The sequence below is a fragment of the Streptomyces sp. NPDC056734 genome (assembly GCF_042790455.1).
In the GTDB taxonomy this organism is placed as follows: Bacteria; Actinomycetota; Actinomycetes; order Streptomycetales; family Streptomycetaceae; genus Streptomyces.
In genome coordinates, this window is the sequence record NZ_JBHTZD010000015.1 from 45,392 (window position 1) to 61,267 (window position 15,876).

At 74.8% G+C, this 15,876-nt stretch carries 11 protein-coding genes; 3 read left to right on the forward strand and 8 right to left on the reverse strand.

All coding sequences use genetic code 11. The annotated features are described in order from the left end of the window. Positions 1–640: 640 nt before the first annotated feature. A complete protein-coding gene (locus ACFRFC_RS22985) occupies positions 641–1,090 on the reverse strand; it encodes a DUF6278 family protein (protein ID WP_382690379.1) in 450 nt (149 codons plus the stop codon). 252 nt (positions 1,091–1,342) lie between these two features. On the opposite strand from ACFRFC_RS22985, the gene ACFRFC_RS22990 reads away from it, so the two are divergent. Further along, positions 1,343–3,193 (forward strand): GDSL-type esterase/lipase family protein, encoded by a 1,851-nt coding sequence (locus ACFRFC_RS22990; RefSeq protein WP_382690381.1) that lies wholly within the window; start codon positions 1,343–1,345, stop codon positions 3,191–3,193. Between the two features lie 57 nt (positions 3,194–3,250). Here ACFRFC_RS22990 and ACFRFC_RS22995 read toward each other — a convergent pair whose 3' ends face one another. The 3 genes from ACFRFC_RS22995 to pcaC form a co-directional block, all read right to left on the reverse strand. Continuing rightward, positions 3,251–4,039 carry an exodeoxyribonuclease III gene (locus ACFRFC_RS22995; RefSeq protein WP_382690383.1) on the reverse strand — a complete coding sequence of 263 codons (789 nt, stop codon included), beginning with the start codon at positions 4,037–4,039 and terminating at the stop codon, positions 3,251–3,253. A 75-nt stretch (positions 4,040–4,114) separates the two neighbouring features. Then, the gene (locus tag ACFRFC_RS23000) at positions 4,115–4,750 is read right to left on the reverse strand and encodes an MBL fold metallo-hydrolase (protein WP_382690385.1); all 636 of its coding nucleotides are present in this window, start codon (positions 4,748–4,750) and stop codon (positions 4,115–4,117) included. Between the two features lie 60 nt (positions 4,751–4,810). Next, positions 4,811–6,103 (reverse strand): 4-carboxymuconolactone decarboxylase, encoded by a 1,293-nt coding sequence (gene pcaC, locus ACFRFC_RS23005; RefSeq protein WP_382690387.1) that lies wholly within the window; start codon positions 6,101–6,103, stop codon positions 4,811–4,813. A 201-nt stretch (positions 6,104–6,304) separates the two neighbouring features. On the opposite strand from pcaC, the gene ACFRFC_RS23010 reads away from it, so the two are divergent. Continuing rightward, positions 6,305–6,562, forward strand: coding sequence for a LapA family protein (locus ACFRFC_RS23010; protein ID WP_382690389.1), 258 nt, complete (start codon positions 6,305–6,307; stop codon positions 6,560–6,562). Between the two features lie 29 nt (positions 6,563–6,591). Further along, positions 6,592–7,743 carry a PP2C family protein-serine/threonine phosphatase gene (locus ACFRFC_RS23015; protein WP_382690391.1) on the forward strand — a complete coding sequence of 384 codons (1,152 nt, stop codon included), beginning with the start codon at positions 6,592–6,594 and terminating at the stop codon, positions 7,741–7,743. Positions 7,744–8,215: 472 nt separating this feature from the next. Here ACFRFC_RS23015 and ACFRFC_RS23020 read toward each other — a convergent pair whose 3' ends face one another. The 4 genes from ACFRFC_RS23020 to ACFRFC_RS23035 all read right to left on the reverse strand — a co-directional run bounded on the left by ACFRFC_RS23020 (position 8,216) and on the right by ACFRFC_RS23035 (position 15,609). Further along, positions 8,216–10,414 (reverse strand): SWIM zinc finger family protein, encoded by a 2,199-nt coding sequence (locus tag ACFRFC_RS23020; protein WP_382690393.1) that lies wholly within the window; start codon positions 10,412–10,414, stop codon positions 8,216–8,218. A gap of 206 nt (positions 10,415–10,620) precedes the next feature. Beyond that, positions 10,621–13,740, reverse strand: a complete 3,120-nt coding sequence (locus ACFRFC_RS23025) for an SNF2-related protein (protein WP_382690395.1) — start codon at positions 13,738–13,740, stop codon at positions 10,621–10,623. Between the two features lie 97 nt (positions 13,741–13,837). Next, the gene (locus ACFRFC_RS23030; RefSeq protein WP_382690397.1) at positions 13,838–14,422 is read right to left on the reverse strand and encodes a type II secretion system protein; all 585 of its coding nucleotides are present in this window, start codon (positions 14,420–14,422) and stop codon (positions 13,838–13,840) included. 2 nt (positions 14,423–14,424) lie between these two features. Continuing rightward, a complete protein-coding gene (locus tag ACFRFC_RS23035; RefSeq protein ID WP_382690399.1) occupies positions 14,425–15,609 on the reverse strand; it encodes an ROK family glucokinase in 1,185 nt (394 codons plus the stop codon). Positions 15,610–15,876 lie beyond the last annotated feature (267 nt).

Below are 15,876 nucleotides of genomic sequence, written 5' to 3' on the forward strand. Positions count from 1 at the left end.
GGGGGGGGCGTGGGGGGTGGGCTGGCGGCCGGCCCCCCCCCCCCCCCCCGCCCCACCGCACGCCGGGCGCACGCGCCGAACGCCGCTCCTTCTCCCACGGAGATCCATCAGAAGGGCCCTGGTCGTCGGCACGGTCGACCCGCTCTGCATCGAGCACAGCCCGTCCGGCGCGCGGCTGACCTTCTCCTCGCCCGCGAACGACCCGTCGTACGTGTCGATTCCGCTGCGCGAGCAGTGATCTCCGGCCGCTGCCGGGCGGATACGGCTCTGCGACATCTCCGCCGGCCCCGCTGACCCGACAGGACCCGACGGGACCCGACAGGACCGGTCAGGCCCGGTCAGGCCCTAGGGTCCGTGCGGGAACTCCCCGCCGGGCAGCAGCGCCCGCGGTTCGGCCCCGGGCCTGCGGCGGCGCGCGGCCGGGGGCGGGTCGTCAAGGAACATGGCGGCACTCCCCCGTCAGTGCGTGCGGAACCCGGTGTTCCGCAGCTCGATCAAAGGATCGATGACCATACGCAGCCCTACTCCGCTCTCCGCTGAGTCGTGGTTGCCGCAAACTATCCAGACACGATCGGAGTTGACTGACGACACGCACTTTTCGGGCATAAGCCGTATTTAACTCGATCTTAAGGCCAGGGCTTCACGCCTCCGCGACCTCCGCGTACAGCTGGGACAGTTCCGGGACCCCGCTGGCCGCCCACTCGTGCCCATCGGTCACGACGTCGAACTCCCGGCCCGAGGCCAGCCGTACCACCGGCTGACCGCTCGGCCAGAGGTTCCAGGCCGCGCCCTCGACGGTCCGCACGATGACCGTGCCCAGATAGAGACCGGCGTCGGTGCCGAGCCAGATCAGGGTCTCCTCGTCGTCACGCCAGCGCGGCAGCAGCTGATCGAGCGCCGCCAGCGACTCCGCGGAGTCGTCGAGGGTCACCCCCGCGTAGGCGGCCTGGCGGCGCAGCAGCTCGCATTCGGCGAGCAGATCACTGAGCCCCGCGAGATCCCGCACCCCCTCGCCGCCGGAGGCCACCGCCACCGAGCCGGAGTCGCCCTGGCGCTTGCGGTGCCTGCCGCTGAGGAAAGGGATGTTCATACCGCCAGCGTGTCATTCGTACCCCCGTACGCACCACAGGCGCGCGGATCCTGGCGACCGGTCGATTTCCCGCGCGCCCGGGGCATGGCGCGTTGACGCGTCCCGGACCGCTGCCTACGGTCGCGTTGCGCAGCCCGTCGCACCGCCTCCGACATGGCCGGAGGGGTGGCGCGGGGCCGGTCGCACAGTGCTCGGGAGGGTCGGTTGGCGGACCAAGAGGGTCGGTTGGCGAACCAAGGTGGGCGGCGGCCGGTGCCCCGGCGGGGACCGGCCAGGGCGTACGGAATCCCGCGCGGCGCGGCGCGGGGCGTCGCCGCCGCGCTGATCCTGGCCGGCGCCCTCGGGCCGCTGTCCCCGGCGTCCCCCGCGCGCGCCGCGAACGCGACCGGCTGTGCGACGACCGGTTCGCGGTGGACCACCGCACACCGTGACACGGGCGCGCTGCCCCTCGCTGAGCTGTTCGACAACGTCGCCGTCAGCGACGACGCCCGCCCCGCCGACGCCGACCTCGACGGCTCGGGCGCCTCCCTGTCCGCGCCCGACCTGGCGGCGGCGGGCTGGACGCCGGGCGCTGCGCTGACCGTGCAGGGCGCCCGGCTGACCTGGCCCGCGCGGGCACCGGGCACGCCGGACAATGTGCGCGCCGACGGCCAGTGGGTGCTGGCGGGGGGCCGCGGGGACGCCCTCGCCTTCCTGGTCGCCGGGACCGGCGGCGCCGACGTGAGCGGCAGCGGCCTGGTCGAGTACGCCGACGGCACCCGCGCCCCGTACGACCTCACCGCCCCCGACTGGCGCACCGGCCCGCTCGCCACCAAGGCCGTCGCCCTGCCGCACATCAACACCCCCGCCGGCCGGCTCACCGAGCAGGCCCGGCTGTACGTCGTGACCGTGCCGCTCGCGCCGGGTCGCGAGGTCGCCTCGGTACGGCTGCCGCAGGCGCCCGGCCTGCATGTCTTCGCCCTGTCGGTACGGGCGGCGGCGGACGGCTGGACCGGCTCCTGGGCCGCCGCGCCCTCCGGCCGGCCGGCCGTCGGCCCCTGGACGGACCGGACGCTGCGGCTGGTGGTGCACACCTCGGCGGGCGGCCCGCGCGTGCGGCTGCGCTTCGACAATGTCTTCGCGAGCACGCCGGTGCGGATCGGCGCGGCCACGGTGGCGGTCCAGGCGGCGGGCGCCGAAGCGAAGGGCACCCCGACGCCGGTGACCTTCGGCGGATCGCCGGATGTCTCGCTTCCGGCCGGAGCGCAGGCGTACAGCGACCCGCTCCCTTTCACCGTCCCCGCGGACACCAACCTCCTGGTCAGCTTCCATCTGCCCGGCACGGTGAGCGCGGCGCCCGGTCACCGGCTGGCCGTACAGCGGTCGTACGTCGGCGGCGGCCCCGGCGACCGCACGGCCGACGGGTCGGGGGCGGCGTACACCGCGGCGATCAGCAGCTGGCCGCTGCTGACCGGGGTGGAGGTGGGCGGCGGGCCGGGGTCGCTGGTGCTGCTCGGTGACTCGATCACCGACGGCGACCGCTCCACGGCCGACGCGAACCGCCGCTGGCCCGACGCCCTGGCCGACCGGCTGCTGGCACAGGACGAGGTGCCGCGCTTCGGCGTGCTCAATCAGGGCATCGCGGGCAACCGGGTCGGCTCCGACCGCTATCCCGGCGACGGGATCTCCACGGACGGGGCCGGGGTCAGCGCGCTGCACCGGCTGGACCGCGATGTGTTCGCCCAGCCGTCGGTGCGTACGGTGATCGTCCTGCACGGCGTGAACGATCTGCTGTCCGGCGGGAGCGCGGCACGGCTGACCGCCGGGCTGCGGGAGATCGCCGACCGGGCGCACCGCCGGGGGCTGCGGGTGCTGGGGGCCACGCTCCTGCCGTGCGGTGGCCGCAGCGGCTGCACGGCGGCCGTGGACGCCGAGCGGGCCGCCGTCAACGACTGGATCCGCGGCGGCGGGGTCTTCGACGCCGTGCTCGACTTCGACGCGGTGATCCGGGACCCGCTCCGGCCGGAGGCGATGCTGGCCGCCTACGACAGCGGGGACCATCTCCACCCCGGCGACGCGGGGCTGGCGGCAATGGCGGAGTCGGTGGATCTGGGGCTGCTGTGACGGCCGGGGCGCGCGTCGGGCGGGCTTGGCGGGCGCGTCGGACGGGCCGACCGGGCACTAAGACGGCTGGACATCGAGGTCCACCACGACCGGGGCGTGGTCGGAGGCGCCCTTGCCCTTGCGCTCCTCCCGGTCGACGTAGGCGTCGGTGACGGCCTTGGCCAAGGGCTCGTTGCCGTAGACCAGGTCGATGCGCATGCCGCGGTTCTTGGGGAAGGCGAGCTGGCGGTAGTCCCAGTACGTGTACGGGTGGTCGTACTTCAGGGGGCGCGGGACGACATCGGACAGGCCCGTCTCGCGCAGGGCGGTGAGGGCGGCGCGCTCGGCGGGGGTGACATGGGTGGCGCCCTCGAACGCGGCCACGTCGAAGACGTCGTCGTCGGCCGGTGCCACGTTGTAGTCCCCGAGGACGGCGAAGGGGCGGCTGCCGTGGGCGTCCTGGGTGACGGCGGCGCGCAGGGCCTCGAACCACTGGAGCTTGTACGCGTAGTGCGGGTGGCCGACCTCGCGGCCGTTGGGCACGTACACCGACCAGACGCGGACGGGGCCGCAGGTCGCGGAGATCGCGCGGGGTTCGTGCTTGCCGTCGTAGCCGGGGTCGCCGGGGAGTCCCCTGACGACGTCCTCGATGCCTACCCGGGAGAGCACCGCCACGCCGTTCCATCTCCCGTCGGCGTGCACCGCCGCCTCGTAGCCCAGCTCGCGCAGCCGGTCGAACGGGAACTGGTCCTCGGCGAGCTTGGCCTCCTGGAGGCACAGCACGTCGGTGCCGCTGCTCTCCAGCCAGGCGAGGAGCCTCGGCAGGCGGGCGGTGATCGAGTTCACGTTCCAGGTCGCGATGCGCATGTTCCACAACCTACCGGGCGGGTCTGACAACGCCGTCCCGCCCGGCGCGCGGCCCGCCCGGCCGGGGAGCACGGCTCACAGGTCGGCGAAGGCCCCCGACGCCAGCCGCAGATGCTCGGAGCCGCCGAGCCGGCCGATCTGGTTGTCGTAGATCGGGCGGGCGAGGTCGGTGAGCAGGGCGTCGTGGATGTCGTAGACGCGCCGCGGCCCGACCTCGCGGACGTAGTCGATGACCTCGGAGATCTTGTTCCAGGGTGCCTGCACCGGGGCGAGGAGGGTCTCCACGGCGTGGTCGGGGACGGTGAGGGCGTCGCCGGGGTGGAAGATCCGTCCGCCGTCCACCAGATAGCCGACGTTGGTGATGCGCGGCAGGTCGGGGTGGATCACGGCGTGCAGTTCGCCGTGGACCTGGATGTCGAACCCGGCGGCGGTGAAGGTGTCGCCGTGTCCGACGGTGTGCACCCGCCCGGGGAACGCCGCCGACAGCTGCTCCGCGACCGATCTGAGCGTCCAGATCTCCGTGCCGGGACCGGTCTCCAGGGCGGCCCTGAGCCGTCCCTCGTGGAAGTGGTCGGGATGCTCGTGGGTGACCAGGATCGCGTCCGCGCCGACGGCGGCGTCCTCCTCGCTGAACCCGCCCGGATCGAGGACGAGCGTCAGCCCGTCCTTCTCCAGGCGGACACAGGAGTGCGACTTCTTCGTGAGCCTCATGCGGCCATCCTGCCGCCGGGCGCCGACGGCCGCACAAGGGCCCGCTGATTTCCGCCCTCCCTACTCCGAGGGGGTCGTCTCCTCCCGGATCACCTGCTGGGCCACCTTGAAGGCGCTGTTGGCGGCGGGGACCCCGCAGTAGACGGCGGCCTGGAGGAGGACTTCCTTGATCTCGGCCGGGGTGAGGCCGTTGCGCAGGGCGGCGCGGGTGTGGAAGGCGAGTTCGTCGAGGTGCCCGCCGGCCACGAGCGCGGTGAGCGTGATGCAGCTGCGGGTACGGCGGTCCAGGCCCGGCCGGTCCCAGACCTCGCCCCAGGCGTAGCGGGTGATGAACTCCTGGAAGTCGCCGGAGAACTCGTCGGCCCGGGCCAGCGCCCGGTCCACGTGCGCGTCCCCGAGCACCTCGCGGCGCACCTTGATCCCGGCGTCGTACGGGTCCGGCCGGCCGCCCGCGCGCGGGGCGGGTACGGGGGCGGGGGCGATCTCGGCGACCGGCGCGCTCGGCGCGGGCGCGGCGAGCGCCGGTTTGACGGGGGCCGCCGGGATGGCGGTCTGCCCGGTGTCGTGCGGGTGCTGCCAGGCGGTGGAGAAGTGCCGGACCAGCAGATCGGTCACGGCGGCGGGCTGCTCGACCGGGACCAGGTGCGAGGCGCCGGGGACGACCGCGAGGCGCGCGTCCGGGATCCCGGCGACCAGCGTGCGGGCCTCCGCGGGGCCGGTCACCTGATCGTCGGAGCCGACCAGGACCAGCGTCGGGACCCCGACCCGGCCCAGCTCGGGCCGTACGTCGAAGGTGGCGAGCGCCTCGCAGGCGGCGATGTAGCAGCCGGGGTCGGTGGTGCGGACCATCTGTACGGCCCAGTCGGTGATCGCGGGCTGCGCGGCGGCGAACCCGCCCGTGAACCACCGGTCGGGCGAGGTACGTGCGATCGGGTCGAGCCCGTTCGTCCGTACGATCACCCCGCGCTGACGGAACTCGTCCGCCGTACCGAACCGCGGGGACGCGGCGATCAGCGCCAGCGACGCCAGCCGCTCGGGATGGCGCAGCGCCAGCTCCACCCCGACGGCACCACCGAGCGCGCAGCCCGCGTATCCGAACCGCTGCACGCCGAGCCCGTCGAGCGTGGCGAGGAGCCGGGCCGTCAGCTCGGTGACGGAACCGGCGGGATGGGCGGGGGCACCGCCGTGACCGGGCAGGTCGTAGCGGAAGACCCGCCACTGCTCGGCCAGCTCGGGGACCTGGCGATCAAACATGTGCCACGTAGTTCCCAGAGAGGGTCCCAGGATCAGGACCGGCGCCTCCTCCGGCCCGTCAAAACGGTATTGCAGGGTGTTGCGTGGTGTCTCGCTCACCCGTCCGAGCCTCTCATCTGTCACGAGATGTCACATAGCCGGGGTGAATCTAGCGGGCCCGGTCCCCCTCCCGCCAGGTCGCTCGGCCGTCACGAACGCACGGCCGGGGGTGCCCGCGAGGTGCTGGGAGCCGGAGCCGCTGCGATGGGTGCGGGGGCCGGTACGGGTGCGGGTGGGGGTGGTGCAGCGATAATGGGGCACATGTCCCAATACACTGCGAAAAATCCGCATGGGCCGTCCACTCTGACGGTCAAGGGGAGGGACGTACGGCTGCGCACCATCGGGTTCGTGGTGCTCGCGGCCCTGGCGATCTGGTTCATCGCCGCGAACACGAAGTCGGTCACGATCCGGCTGTGGATCCCGACCGTCACGCTTCCGCTGTGGAGCGTCCTCACCGTCACCCTCATCGTGGGCATCGCCCTCGGTCTGCTCATGGCCCACCGCCGGGCGCGACGATGAACGCCCGGTAAGGCCCTCCGGGGGATGGCATGAAAGCAGGGCTCGCAGGCGTCAAGGAAGCGGTCGCGGACAGGACGGGCCTCGCTCTGTGGCTGTCCCGTCTGCTGCCCGCCTACCTGATCGTCCTCGGGACCGTCGTCCAGCTGTTCACACCGCCGTACCTGTCCGGGACCCCGTTCTTCGTCTCGGCCCCTCTGATGGCGGCACCGCAGTTCTCCTTCTGGACGACGGTGGCCTACGGCGCCGCCTCGATGCTCGCCGCCACTCTGCTGGACCTGGGCGCGGGACAGGTGTGGGAGTCGGCGGGCGTCCAATTGCTGGTGACCGAACTCGCCACCATCCTGTTCGTCACGGCCATCGCCGCGCTGCTGAACACCGTGGTCCGGCGGGGCCGCCGCCAGCTCGCCACCGCGCGCAGCCTGTCCGAGGCGGCCCAGCGGGCCGTACTGCCCACCCCCGCCGAACGCATCGACGGACTGCGCGTCGGCACCCGCTACGAGGCCGCCGAGCAGGAGGCGCTGATCGGCGGGGATCTGTACGGCGCCCGGTCCACCCCGTACGGCGTACGGCTGGTGATGGGCGACGTACGGGGCAAGGGGCTCGGCGCGATCGAGGCGGTGTCCGTACTGCTCGGCGCGTTCTGGGAGGCGGCACACACCGAGGCGACCCTCACCGGGGTGGCCACCCGTCTGGAGCAGGCGCTGGCGCGCGAGGGCGCCCGCCGCAGCGGCATCGACGACACCGAGGGCTTCGCCACCTGCGTACTGGTCGAGATCCCGCCCGGTCACCAGGTGCTGCGGCTGGTCAACTGCGGCCATCCCGTGCCGCTGCTGCTCGGCGGCGACGGCTCCGTCCGCACCCTCACCCCCACCACGTTCTCGCTGCCGCTGGGCCTCGCCGAACTCGCGCCCGACGGCCGCCACCCCGACGAATGGGATTTCCCGCCGGAAGCCACCCTGCTGCTCTACACCGACGGCCTGTCCGAGGCACGCGACCTGTCCGGAGCGTTCTACGACCCGGCGGCCCGCCTCCAAGGCCGCACCTTCCCCTCACCCAACCGTCTCCTCGACACCCTGGTCACCGACGTACGCGACTTCTGCGGCGGCCCGGCCACGGACGACATGGCCCTGCTGGCCGCCCATCGGCCACGGCCGCATCGGGGGGCTCCGGGGTGGGGGTGAGGGAATGGGGGTGAGGGAGTGGGGGTGGGCGAACGGGGGTGGGGGGAGGTGAGGGGGTCGGGGAACGGGTGTGAGCGGGCGCAGGGCTTGGGGCGGGTGGATGGGGCGTGGCCCCCTTGCCGGTCACGGGGGCGGCCAGGGGGTCGTGACGGGACTCCAGGGCCAGGACTCCAGGGCCGTGAGTCTGTCCTTGCGCGTCTCGGCGTCGCGCCGCGTGTTGGCTCCGCGGCGCCGCAGGCGGGCGGGGGCGCGAGCGAAGACGTGGGCCTGCGGGGCGCCCCTCGCGGCCGACCGGCTGTCGCCCACCTGCCGCGCTCCGTCCTCCGCTGCGGCGGGAGTCTCAGCCGGCCCGAAGCGTGCTCGCCCGGCCCCCGGTGTCCGGCGCCGGGAGGGCGAGGCGGCCTCCCGGCGCGGGCGGGCGCCCGGCTTCGTCGCGGCGGCGGGTGCGGCTGAGCGGAAGGGCCGGGCCCGGCTACTGCCCGCCGAGGCCGGTGAGGGCGCCCACCGGGTCCAGGTCGGGGGTGCCCCGGGGCCACCAGTCGTCGGCGCCGGGCTCCGACTCGTAGGCGTACCACAGCCCGTCCCGGCCGAGTCTGAGCTGGACACGGCCGCGCGGGTGGGTCAGGCGGTTGCGCCAGGGGCGGAAGGCGGGCAGGTCGGCGGCGAGGAGGAGCGGGCGGGCCCGGTCGAAGCGCCCGGCCGGTGGATCCCACGGCTCTTCGAGCACGGCGAGCCCCTCGAACCCGCCCTGCCGCCACGCCGCGACCGCGCGGGCCAGCTCCGCCGACGTACGCCCGGCGGCGGACGCGAGCGACGAGTACAGCGCGCGGGTGCTCGCCGTGAGGCCGGACCCCGGGCGGGCCGCCGCGAGCCGTACCGCGTCCTGCCACACCGTCAGGTCGGCCACCGGATCGCGTCCGGTGGCGAGCAGTGCGTACGCGCGGGCCGCCGCGTCGGTCGCCAGCTGGTCCAGCGCGAAGGGGTCGGGGCCGCCCGGGGACGCCGGATAGGCGGGCGGCTGCCCGGGATGCGGCGGGACGGGCAACGGCGGCGGCAGCGGCGGGAGCGCCCGGCGGGCCAGGGCCTCCGTGGCCCGTACGCCGGGCAGCGGGGCCGGTTCGCGCTCCTGGGCGGCACGGGCGGCGCGGGCCGCGCTGCGGCGGGACAGCGCGTCCAGCACCTCGCGCTCTCCCCGGCCGCGCAGCAGGAGCAGCACGAAAGGGTCGGCGTCGAGCAGCCGGGCCGTCTGGTAGCACAGGGCCGCCGCGTGTTTGCAGGGGTGCGCCCGGTCGGGACAGCTGCACTGCGGTTCGAGGTCCCCGGCGGCGGGCAGCAGCCGGACCTCACCTTCCGCGAGGGCGTGCGGCATCTCCTTGTCCAGCAGCGCCGCGATATGCGCCGGCCGCTCGGCCGCCGCGTCCAGGAACCGCTCCCAGTCCGCGTCCTCCAGCGTCCGCAACCTCACCTGCACGCGGTACGGCCGCTGCCGGCTCCCCTGCACATACGCCAGCACCAGGCCCGGCGTCACCGTGATGGCGTCCACATGGCCCCGCTCGGCATAGCCCCGTCCCCGCGCCAGCCGTTTCGCGTCCAGCGCGCCCTCCTCCAGCGCCGAGACCCACGCGTTGCCCCACCAGGTCCCGGCGAAGCCGCCATCATCCACCGGCCGCGGTGGCAGGGCCGGGAACGTCCGGCGATGGTCACCGTCGCGGCGAGGCGAGGCCATGGAGGGGGTGGAGGGAGCAGAGGGGGTGACTGGGGTGGAGGAGGAGGTGACTGGGGTGGCTGGGGTGGACGAGGACGTGGCTGAGGTGGAGGGGGTGGCTGAGGTGGGCGAGGACGTGGCTGAGGTGGAGGGGGTGGCTGAGGTGGACAAGGACGTGGCTGGAGTGGAGGGGGTGGGAGGAGGCTCGGGGGGCAGGTCGGTGGGGTGGTGTGGGGCGGCGGGGGGCGCCGGGGCGGGGTCCTTGCGCGAGGGCGTCAGCAGGCGGGAAATGGCGCGGTGAGGTGCGGGGTCGGCGCCCTTCGCCCGGGGCTCGGCGGACCCACCCCCGGCGGTTCGCTGAACAGCGCCCGTGCGTTTCGTCCGGTCGACGGCCTCGCCCTCCGTGGCCCGCTCCTCGGCGAGCGCCAGCCGCAGCGCCTCGCGTGCGGCTTCGGAGGGCCGGGTACCGCCGGGCCGGGGCACGGCGGGCGCCTGCGCGGCCGTACCGGACGGGGCGCCCTGCTGCGGCCGACCGCCCGGCCCCTCACCCGGCTCACCCTCCACGTCGTCCCCGGCGCTCTGCGCCCGCCGCGCGGACACCGCCTCCCGCAGTGCCGCCCGTGCCGCGTCACCGGGGCGGGGTCCGGGACCGCCGGGCCGGGGCGGCCGGACTCCCCGGACGCCCTCCGCCGCGTCGTCGCCCCGCTCACCGTCACCGCTCCCCCGCTCCCGCGCGGCACGCAAGGCACGGCGTGCGGCCTCGGCGGGGCTGGACCCGGTCGGCCGGTGCGCCTCGGTCGGCGCCGCGCCTTCGATCCGGGCGGTCTCCTCAATCCGGGCCGCTCCCTCGATCCGGGCGGCCTCCTCAATCCCGGGCGCCCGCTCGCCAATCCCGGGCGCTCCCTCGATCCGGGCCGAGTCCGCGGTGCGAGCCTCCGCCCGCCTCGCCTCCTCCGCCCGCGTCATCCCCTCTGCGCGAGCTGCCTGCTCCGCCCCGGCCACCCCCTCAGCACCAGCCGCCGTCCCCGCCCCCGCCGCCTCAGCACGAGCCGCGTCCCCCGCCCAGGCAGCCCCCTCCGCGCGCGCCACCTGCTCCGCCCGCGTCACCCCCTGCGCACAAGCCGCCTCCTCAACCCCCCACTCCTCCACCGCCCACTCCCGCCTCCCCCCGCTCATGACTCCCTCCGCAGGGACACCAGGTCGGACAGCTCGCGGTCCGTCAGTTCGGTGAGGGCGGATTCGCCGGAGCCGAGGATCGCGTCGGCCAGGGCCCGTTTCGCGGTGAGCATCTCGGCGATGCGGTCCTCGATGGTGCCCTCGGTGATCAGGCGGTGGACCTGGACGGGCTGGGTCTGGCCGATGCGGTAGGCGCGGTCGGTGGCCTGTTCCTCGACGGCCGGGTTCCACCAGCGGTCGAAGTGGACGACATGGCCCGCGCGGGTGAGGTTGAGGCCGGTGCCCGCCGCCTTGAGGGACAGCACCAGCACCGGGGTCGCCCCGCTCTGGAAGCGGTCCACCATGCGCTCGCGCTCGGGTACCGGCGTACCGCCGTGCAGCAGCTCGACGGGGATCGCGCGGGCGGCGAGGTGGGTGGCGATCAGCCGGGCCATGCCCACGTACTGGGTGAAGACCAGCGCCGAGCCGTCCTCGGAGAGCAGCGTGTCGAGGAGTTCGTCCAGGAGGGCCAGTTTGCCGGAGCGGGCCGGCAGGCGGTCCGTCGCGGCGGCGTCCGGGTGCGTCTCCTTCAGATACAGCGCGGGGTGGTCGCAGATCTGCTTGAGCGCGCCGAGCAGCTTCAGCACCAGGCCCCGCCTGGCGATGCCCTCGGCGGTCTCGATGGCGAGCAGCGACTCCCGGACCACCGCCTCGTACAACGCGGCCTGTTCGCGGGTGAGGGGTACGGGGTGGTCGGTCTCGGTCTTGGGGGGCAGTTCGGGGACGATGCCGGGGTCGGACTTCTTGCGGCGCAGCAGGAACGGGCGGACCAGGCGGGCGAGGCGCTCGACGGCCTGGTCGTCCTCGCCGTTCTCGACCGCGCGGGCGTGCCGGGCGCGGAAGGACTTGAGGGGGCCGAGCAGTCCGGGGGTGGTCCAGTCGAGCAGGGCCCACAGTTCGGAGAGGTTGTTCTCCACGGGTGTGCCGGTGAGGGCCACGCGCGCGGGTGTGGGGATGGTGCGCAGGGCCTTCGCGGTGGCCGAGTAGGGGTTCTTCACATGCTGGGCCTCGTCGGCGACGACCATGCCCCAGCGGTGGGCGGCGAGCGTGGTGGCGGCCGAGCGCATGGTGCCGTACGTGGTGAGGACGAAGCCGCCGGTCAGGTCCTGAAGGGTGCGGTCGGTGCCGTGGAAGCGGCGGACGGGGACGCCGGGGGCGAAGCGGGTGATCTCGCGCTGCCAGTTGCCGAGCAGGGAGGCCGGGCAGACGACGAGGGTCGGTTCGGTGCGGGCCCGTTCGAGGTGCAGGGCGATGAGGGTGACGGTCTTGCCGAGGCCCATGTCGTCGGCGAGGCAGCCGCCGAGGCCGAGGGATGTCATGAGGTCGAGCCAGGCCAGCCCGCGCAGTTGGTACTCGCGCAGGGTGGCGGCGAGACCCGGGGGCGGCTCCGCCGGACGCACGCCGGTCGTCAGGCGGTCGCGCAGGGCGGCCAGCGCGCCGACCGGGACCGCCTCGACGCTCTCGCCGTCGACCTCCGCGCTGCCGCTGAGGGCGACGGACAGCGCGTCGACCGGGTCCAGCAGGCCCAGTTCGCGCCTGCGGGCCTTGCGGACCAGGGCCGGGTCGACCAGCACCCAGCTGTCGCGCAGCCGGACCATCGGGCGGTGTGCCTCGGCCAGCAGGTCCATCTCGGCGTCGCTGAGCGGGTCGCCGCCCAGTGCCAGCTGCCAGCGGAACTGGAGGAGTTCCCCGCTGTCGAAGAAGCCCGTGCCGTCCGTCGCCGAGCCGGGCGCGGGGCGCACCACGGCCGACGCGGTGAGGTCCTGGGCCAGGTCGCGGGGCCAGTGCACGGCGACCCCGGCCGCCGCGAGGCGGGTGGCGGCGACGCCGAGCAGATCGCCCAGTTCTTCCTCGGACAGGGCGAGGACGTCGGGTACGTCCCGCTCGGTGAGCCGCTCCATGGGCGGCCATACGCGGGCCGCGCGCCGGACCGCGAGCGCCGCGTCCACCCGGGAGCGGGGCCCGAAGGCGTCGTCGGCGTCGCCCGCCCACAGCGCCGCCGCGTCCGCGACCAGCGTGGGATCGGCCAGGCTGTGCACCTGGACGACGGCGGCGCCCGCACCCCGCGCGCGGGCGCCGCCGGAGTGCCCGCCCTCCCCGCTGTCGAAGAGGTCGTACGCCGACAGGTCCAGGCGCAGGGAGATCCGGACGCCCGCGTCCATCCCGGCGGCGACCTCGGCGGCCCAGTCGCGGGCGCCGGGCAGCTGCTGCGGGCGGAGGTCGGCGAAGGGCTTCCCGGCCGCGTACGGGGCGGCGGGGGTGCGGGGCAGGGTGTCGGCGACGGCGTCGAGGAAGGCCCGCATCAGGTGTTCGGGCTCGGGCAGCCGGAGCGGGCCGGGGCCGGGCAGCGGGACCGCGTGGCCCTCGTACGGCAGGGCCGCCGCCACCGCGCGCAGGTGGGCGATGTCGGCGGGGTCTAGGGGGCCGGCCCGCCAGGCGTCGTGCCCGGTGGCGGTGAGGCCGGGCAGCAGCCTGCCCCGGGCGGCGAGCCGCAGCGCGTGCAGGGCCGCCGCGCCCCAGCAGGCGGTGGCCGGGTGGGCGGCGGGGTCGCGGCGGGCCCGCACCAGCAGGGGCAGCGCCTCGCCGAGGGGGAGGGTCAGCGCGGGCGCGCGCCGACGGCGTACCGACGCTCCGGACGAGCCATGGGGGCGGACGACCGTCAGCTCCACGGTGTGCGGGCCGGGGCCGGTCGGCCCGACGCCGTGCGACCCGGAACCGGTCGGCTCCGCACTGTGCGGGCCGGGGCCGGTGAGCCCGACGCCGTGCGAGCCAGGTCCGGTCGGCTCCGCACCGTGCGACCCAGGGCCGATCAGACCGACGCCGTGAGGGCCAGGGCCGGGCGCCTCGCCGTGCAGCCCAAGACCGGGCGGAGCCGCACCGTGCGGCCCCGGGCCGGTCAGACCGACGCCGTTGGGGCCAGGGCCGGGCGGAGCCGCACCGTGCGGCCCAAGGCCGGGCGGAGCCTCCCCGTCGGGGTCCCAGAAGGCCATCCGGCCCTCGCGGGGCAGCGGCGCGGGCAGGAAGACGGCGGCCAGCCGCACGGACACCCCGTCCACCCCGTCCTCGGCCGTTCGCATACGTCTGGTCACCTCCCGCCCGTCTGTCGGATCACTTGTCTTCGACTCTACGGGCGGGGTCTGACAATCGGCCCCGGCGACGGGCGCCCGGCGCCGTTCAGGGCGTGGTGCGCGACACCAGGTAGACGAACGGGTTGTTCGGCTCGGCCAGGCTGACCATCACGTCCTGGGTGGGATGCGGGTCCTTCTGGTCGTGGACCAGGCCGTACCAGGGGCCGGTGGTGTCGAAGTCCCAGCCGACGACTTCCTGGTCGCGCTCGCTGATGGTGATCCGGTTGCGCTCCAGTTCCACCCGGCTGGTGCCCATCTCGCGCAGGAACTCGTCGAGGTTGGCGTTGGGGGTCTGGAACTGGACGTAGAGGCGGCTGGTGCGCCAGTTGTTGGTCTCGTAGTAGGCGACCTTGCCCGCGGGGCGCGGGATGGGGACCTCGTAGAGGCGGATCTGCACCTTGGACGGCCAGTCGAAGGTCAGGCCGGTCGCGGCGTACTTCTCCTCCTTCTTCTTGCCGCTGTCGCGGCTCTGGTTGGCGGAGATCACCAGATAGCCGGCCGGGATGCCGATGAGCAGCACGATGATCATCAGGGTGAACGCGCGGCGGCGGATCATGTGGCGGCGGCCCTCGGGCGGGCCCGGCGGTTCGCTCGGCGACATGGCCTCGCGGGCCGGCCCTACGGGCGACATGGTCACAACGACTCCCCTGGGGTGCGCCGGGCCTCCGCGTACCGCTCGTAGCGCTCGTAGCGCTCCACCCGGCGCCGCTTGGCCCGCCGGAAGCGGCGGGCGACCAGCCGGGCCAGGTCCGCGGCGCCGACCATGCCGGCCTCGGGGCCGAGCTGGGCCCGTACGATCCGGGCCTCGGGCCGGTAGCCGCGGCCGGTGAGGTGGCGCTTGAAGGCGTCCCGCGCGGGGACGATCAGCAGATCGTCGGCCGCGGAGACCCCGCCGCCGATCACGAAGCACGACGGGTCGAGGGCGGCGGCGAGGTTGGCGATGCCGACGCCGAGCCACTGGCCGATGTCCTGGAGCAGCTCGGTGCACATGGCGTCGCCGTCGCGGGCCAGCTCGGTGATCATCGGACCGGTGATGTCGGAGATCTGCCCCTTGACGTGCTCGATGATCCCGTACGCCACCGGGGAGTCGGCGGCGGCCAGCTCGCGGGCCTCTCTGACCAGGGCGTTGCCGGAGCTGTACTGCTCCCAGCAGCCGCGGTTGCCGCACGGGCAGCGGTGGCCGCCGGGCACGACCTGCATATGGCCGAACTCGCCCGCGACCCCGTACTTGCCGCGTTTGACCTGGCCGTCCTCCAGGATCGCGCCGCCGATTCCGGTGCCGAGGGTGATCATGACGAGGTGGTCCTCGCCGCGTCCTGCGCCGAAGCGCCATTCGGCCCAGGCGGCGGTGTTGGCGTCGTTGTCGACCAGCACCGGGACGGACAGGCGGCTGGCGAGGCGGTCCCGGAGGGGCTCGTTGCGCCAGGACAGATGGGGTGCGAAGAGCACCCGGTTGCGCTCGGCGTCGACCCAGCCGGCCGCGCCGATGCCGACCGCGTGCACGTCGTGCCGGTCGGAGAGGTCCAGGACCAGTTCGACGATGGTGTCCTCGACGACTCTGGGGCTCTTGGACTTGTCCGGGGTCTCCGCGCGGAGCTTCTCCAGGATCTGGCCGTCGGCGTCCACGACACCGGCCATCACCTTGGTGCCGCCGATGTCGATGCCGACCGTGGGGACGCGGGGGGCGGTGAGGTGCGAGCGGCGTTCGCGGGTGCCGACCGTGCGCAGGGCGGGGGCACGCCGGGAACCGATGGGGGCTCCGCCGACCCGGGTGTTGGTCAGGGCCCTCGGGAAGGCGAGGTCGCGGTAGGTGCTCATCGGGGCCGATTCTGCCGCACGGGGGCCTTCGGCGGCGAACGGGGCGCCTTGTCGCCGGGGGTGGTTCGGTTTGTCGGCGGGTGCGGTTCGGTTCGTCGGCGGGTGCGGGTGGGTCGTGGCTTGTCGCGCCGTTCCCCGCGCCCCTTTAGGGGCGTCGCCCTGGCCGGCGTGCCGCGCGGAGCGACGTCCGGGGGCGCCTCAGCGGTGGGGTGGAGCGGTTCGGCGCGGCGGGTGCGGGCCCGTCGTGGCCGGTCGCGCAGTTCCCCG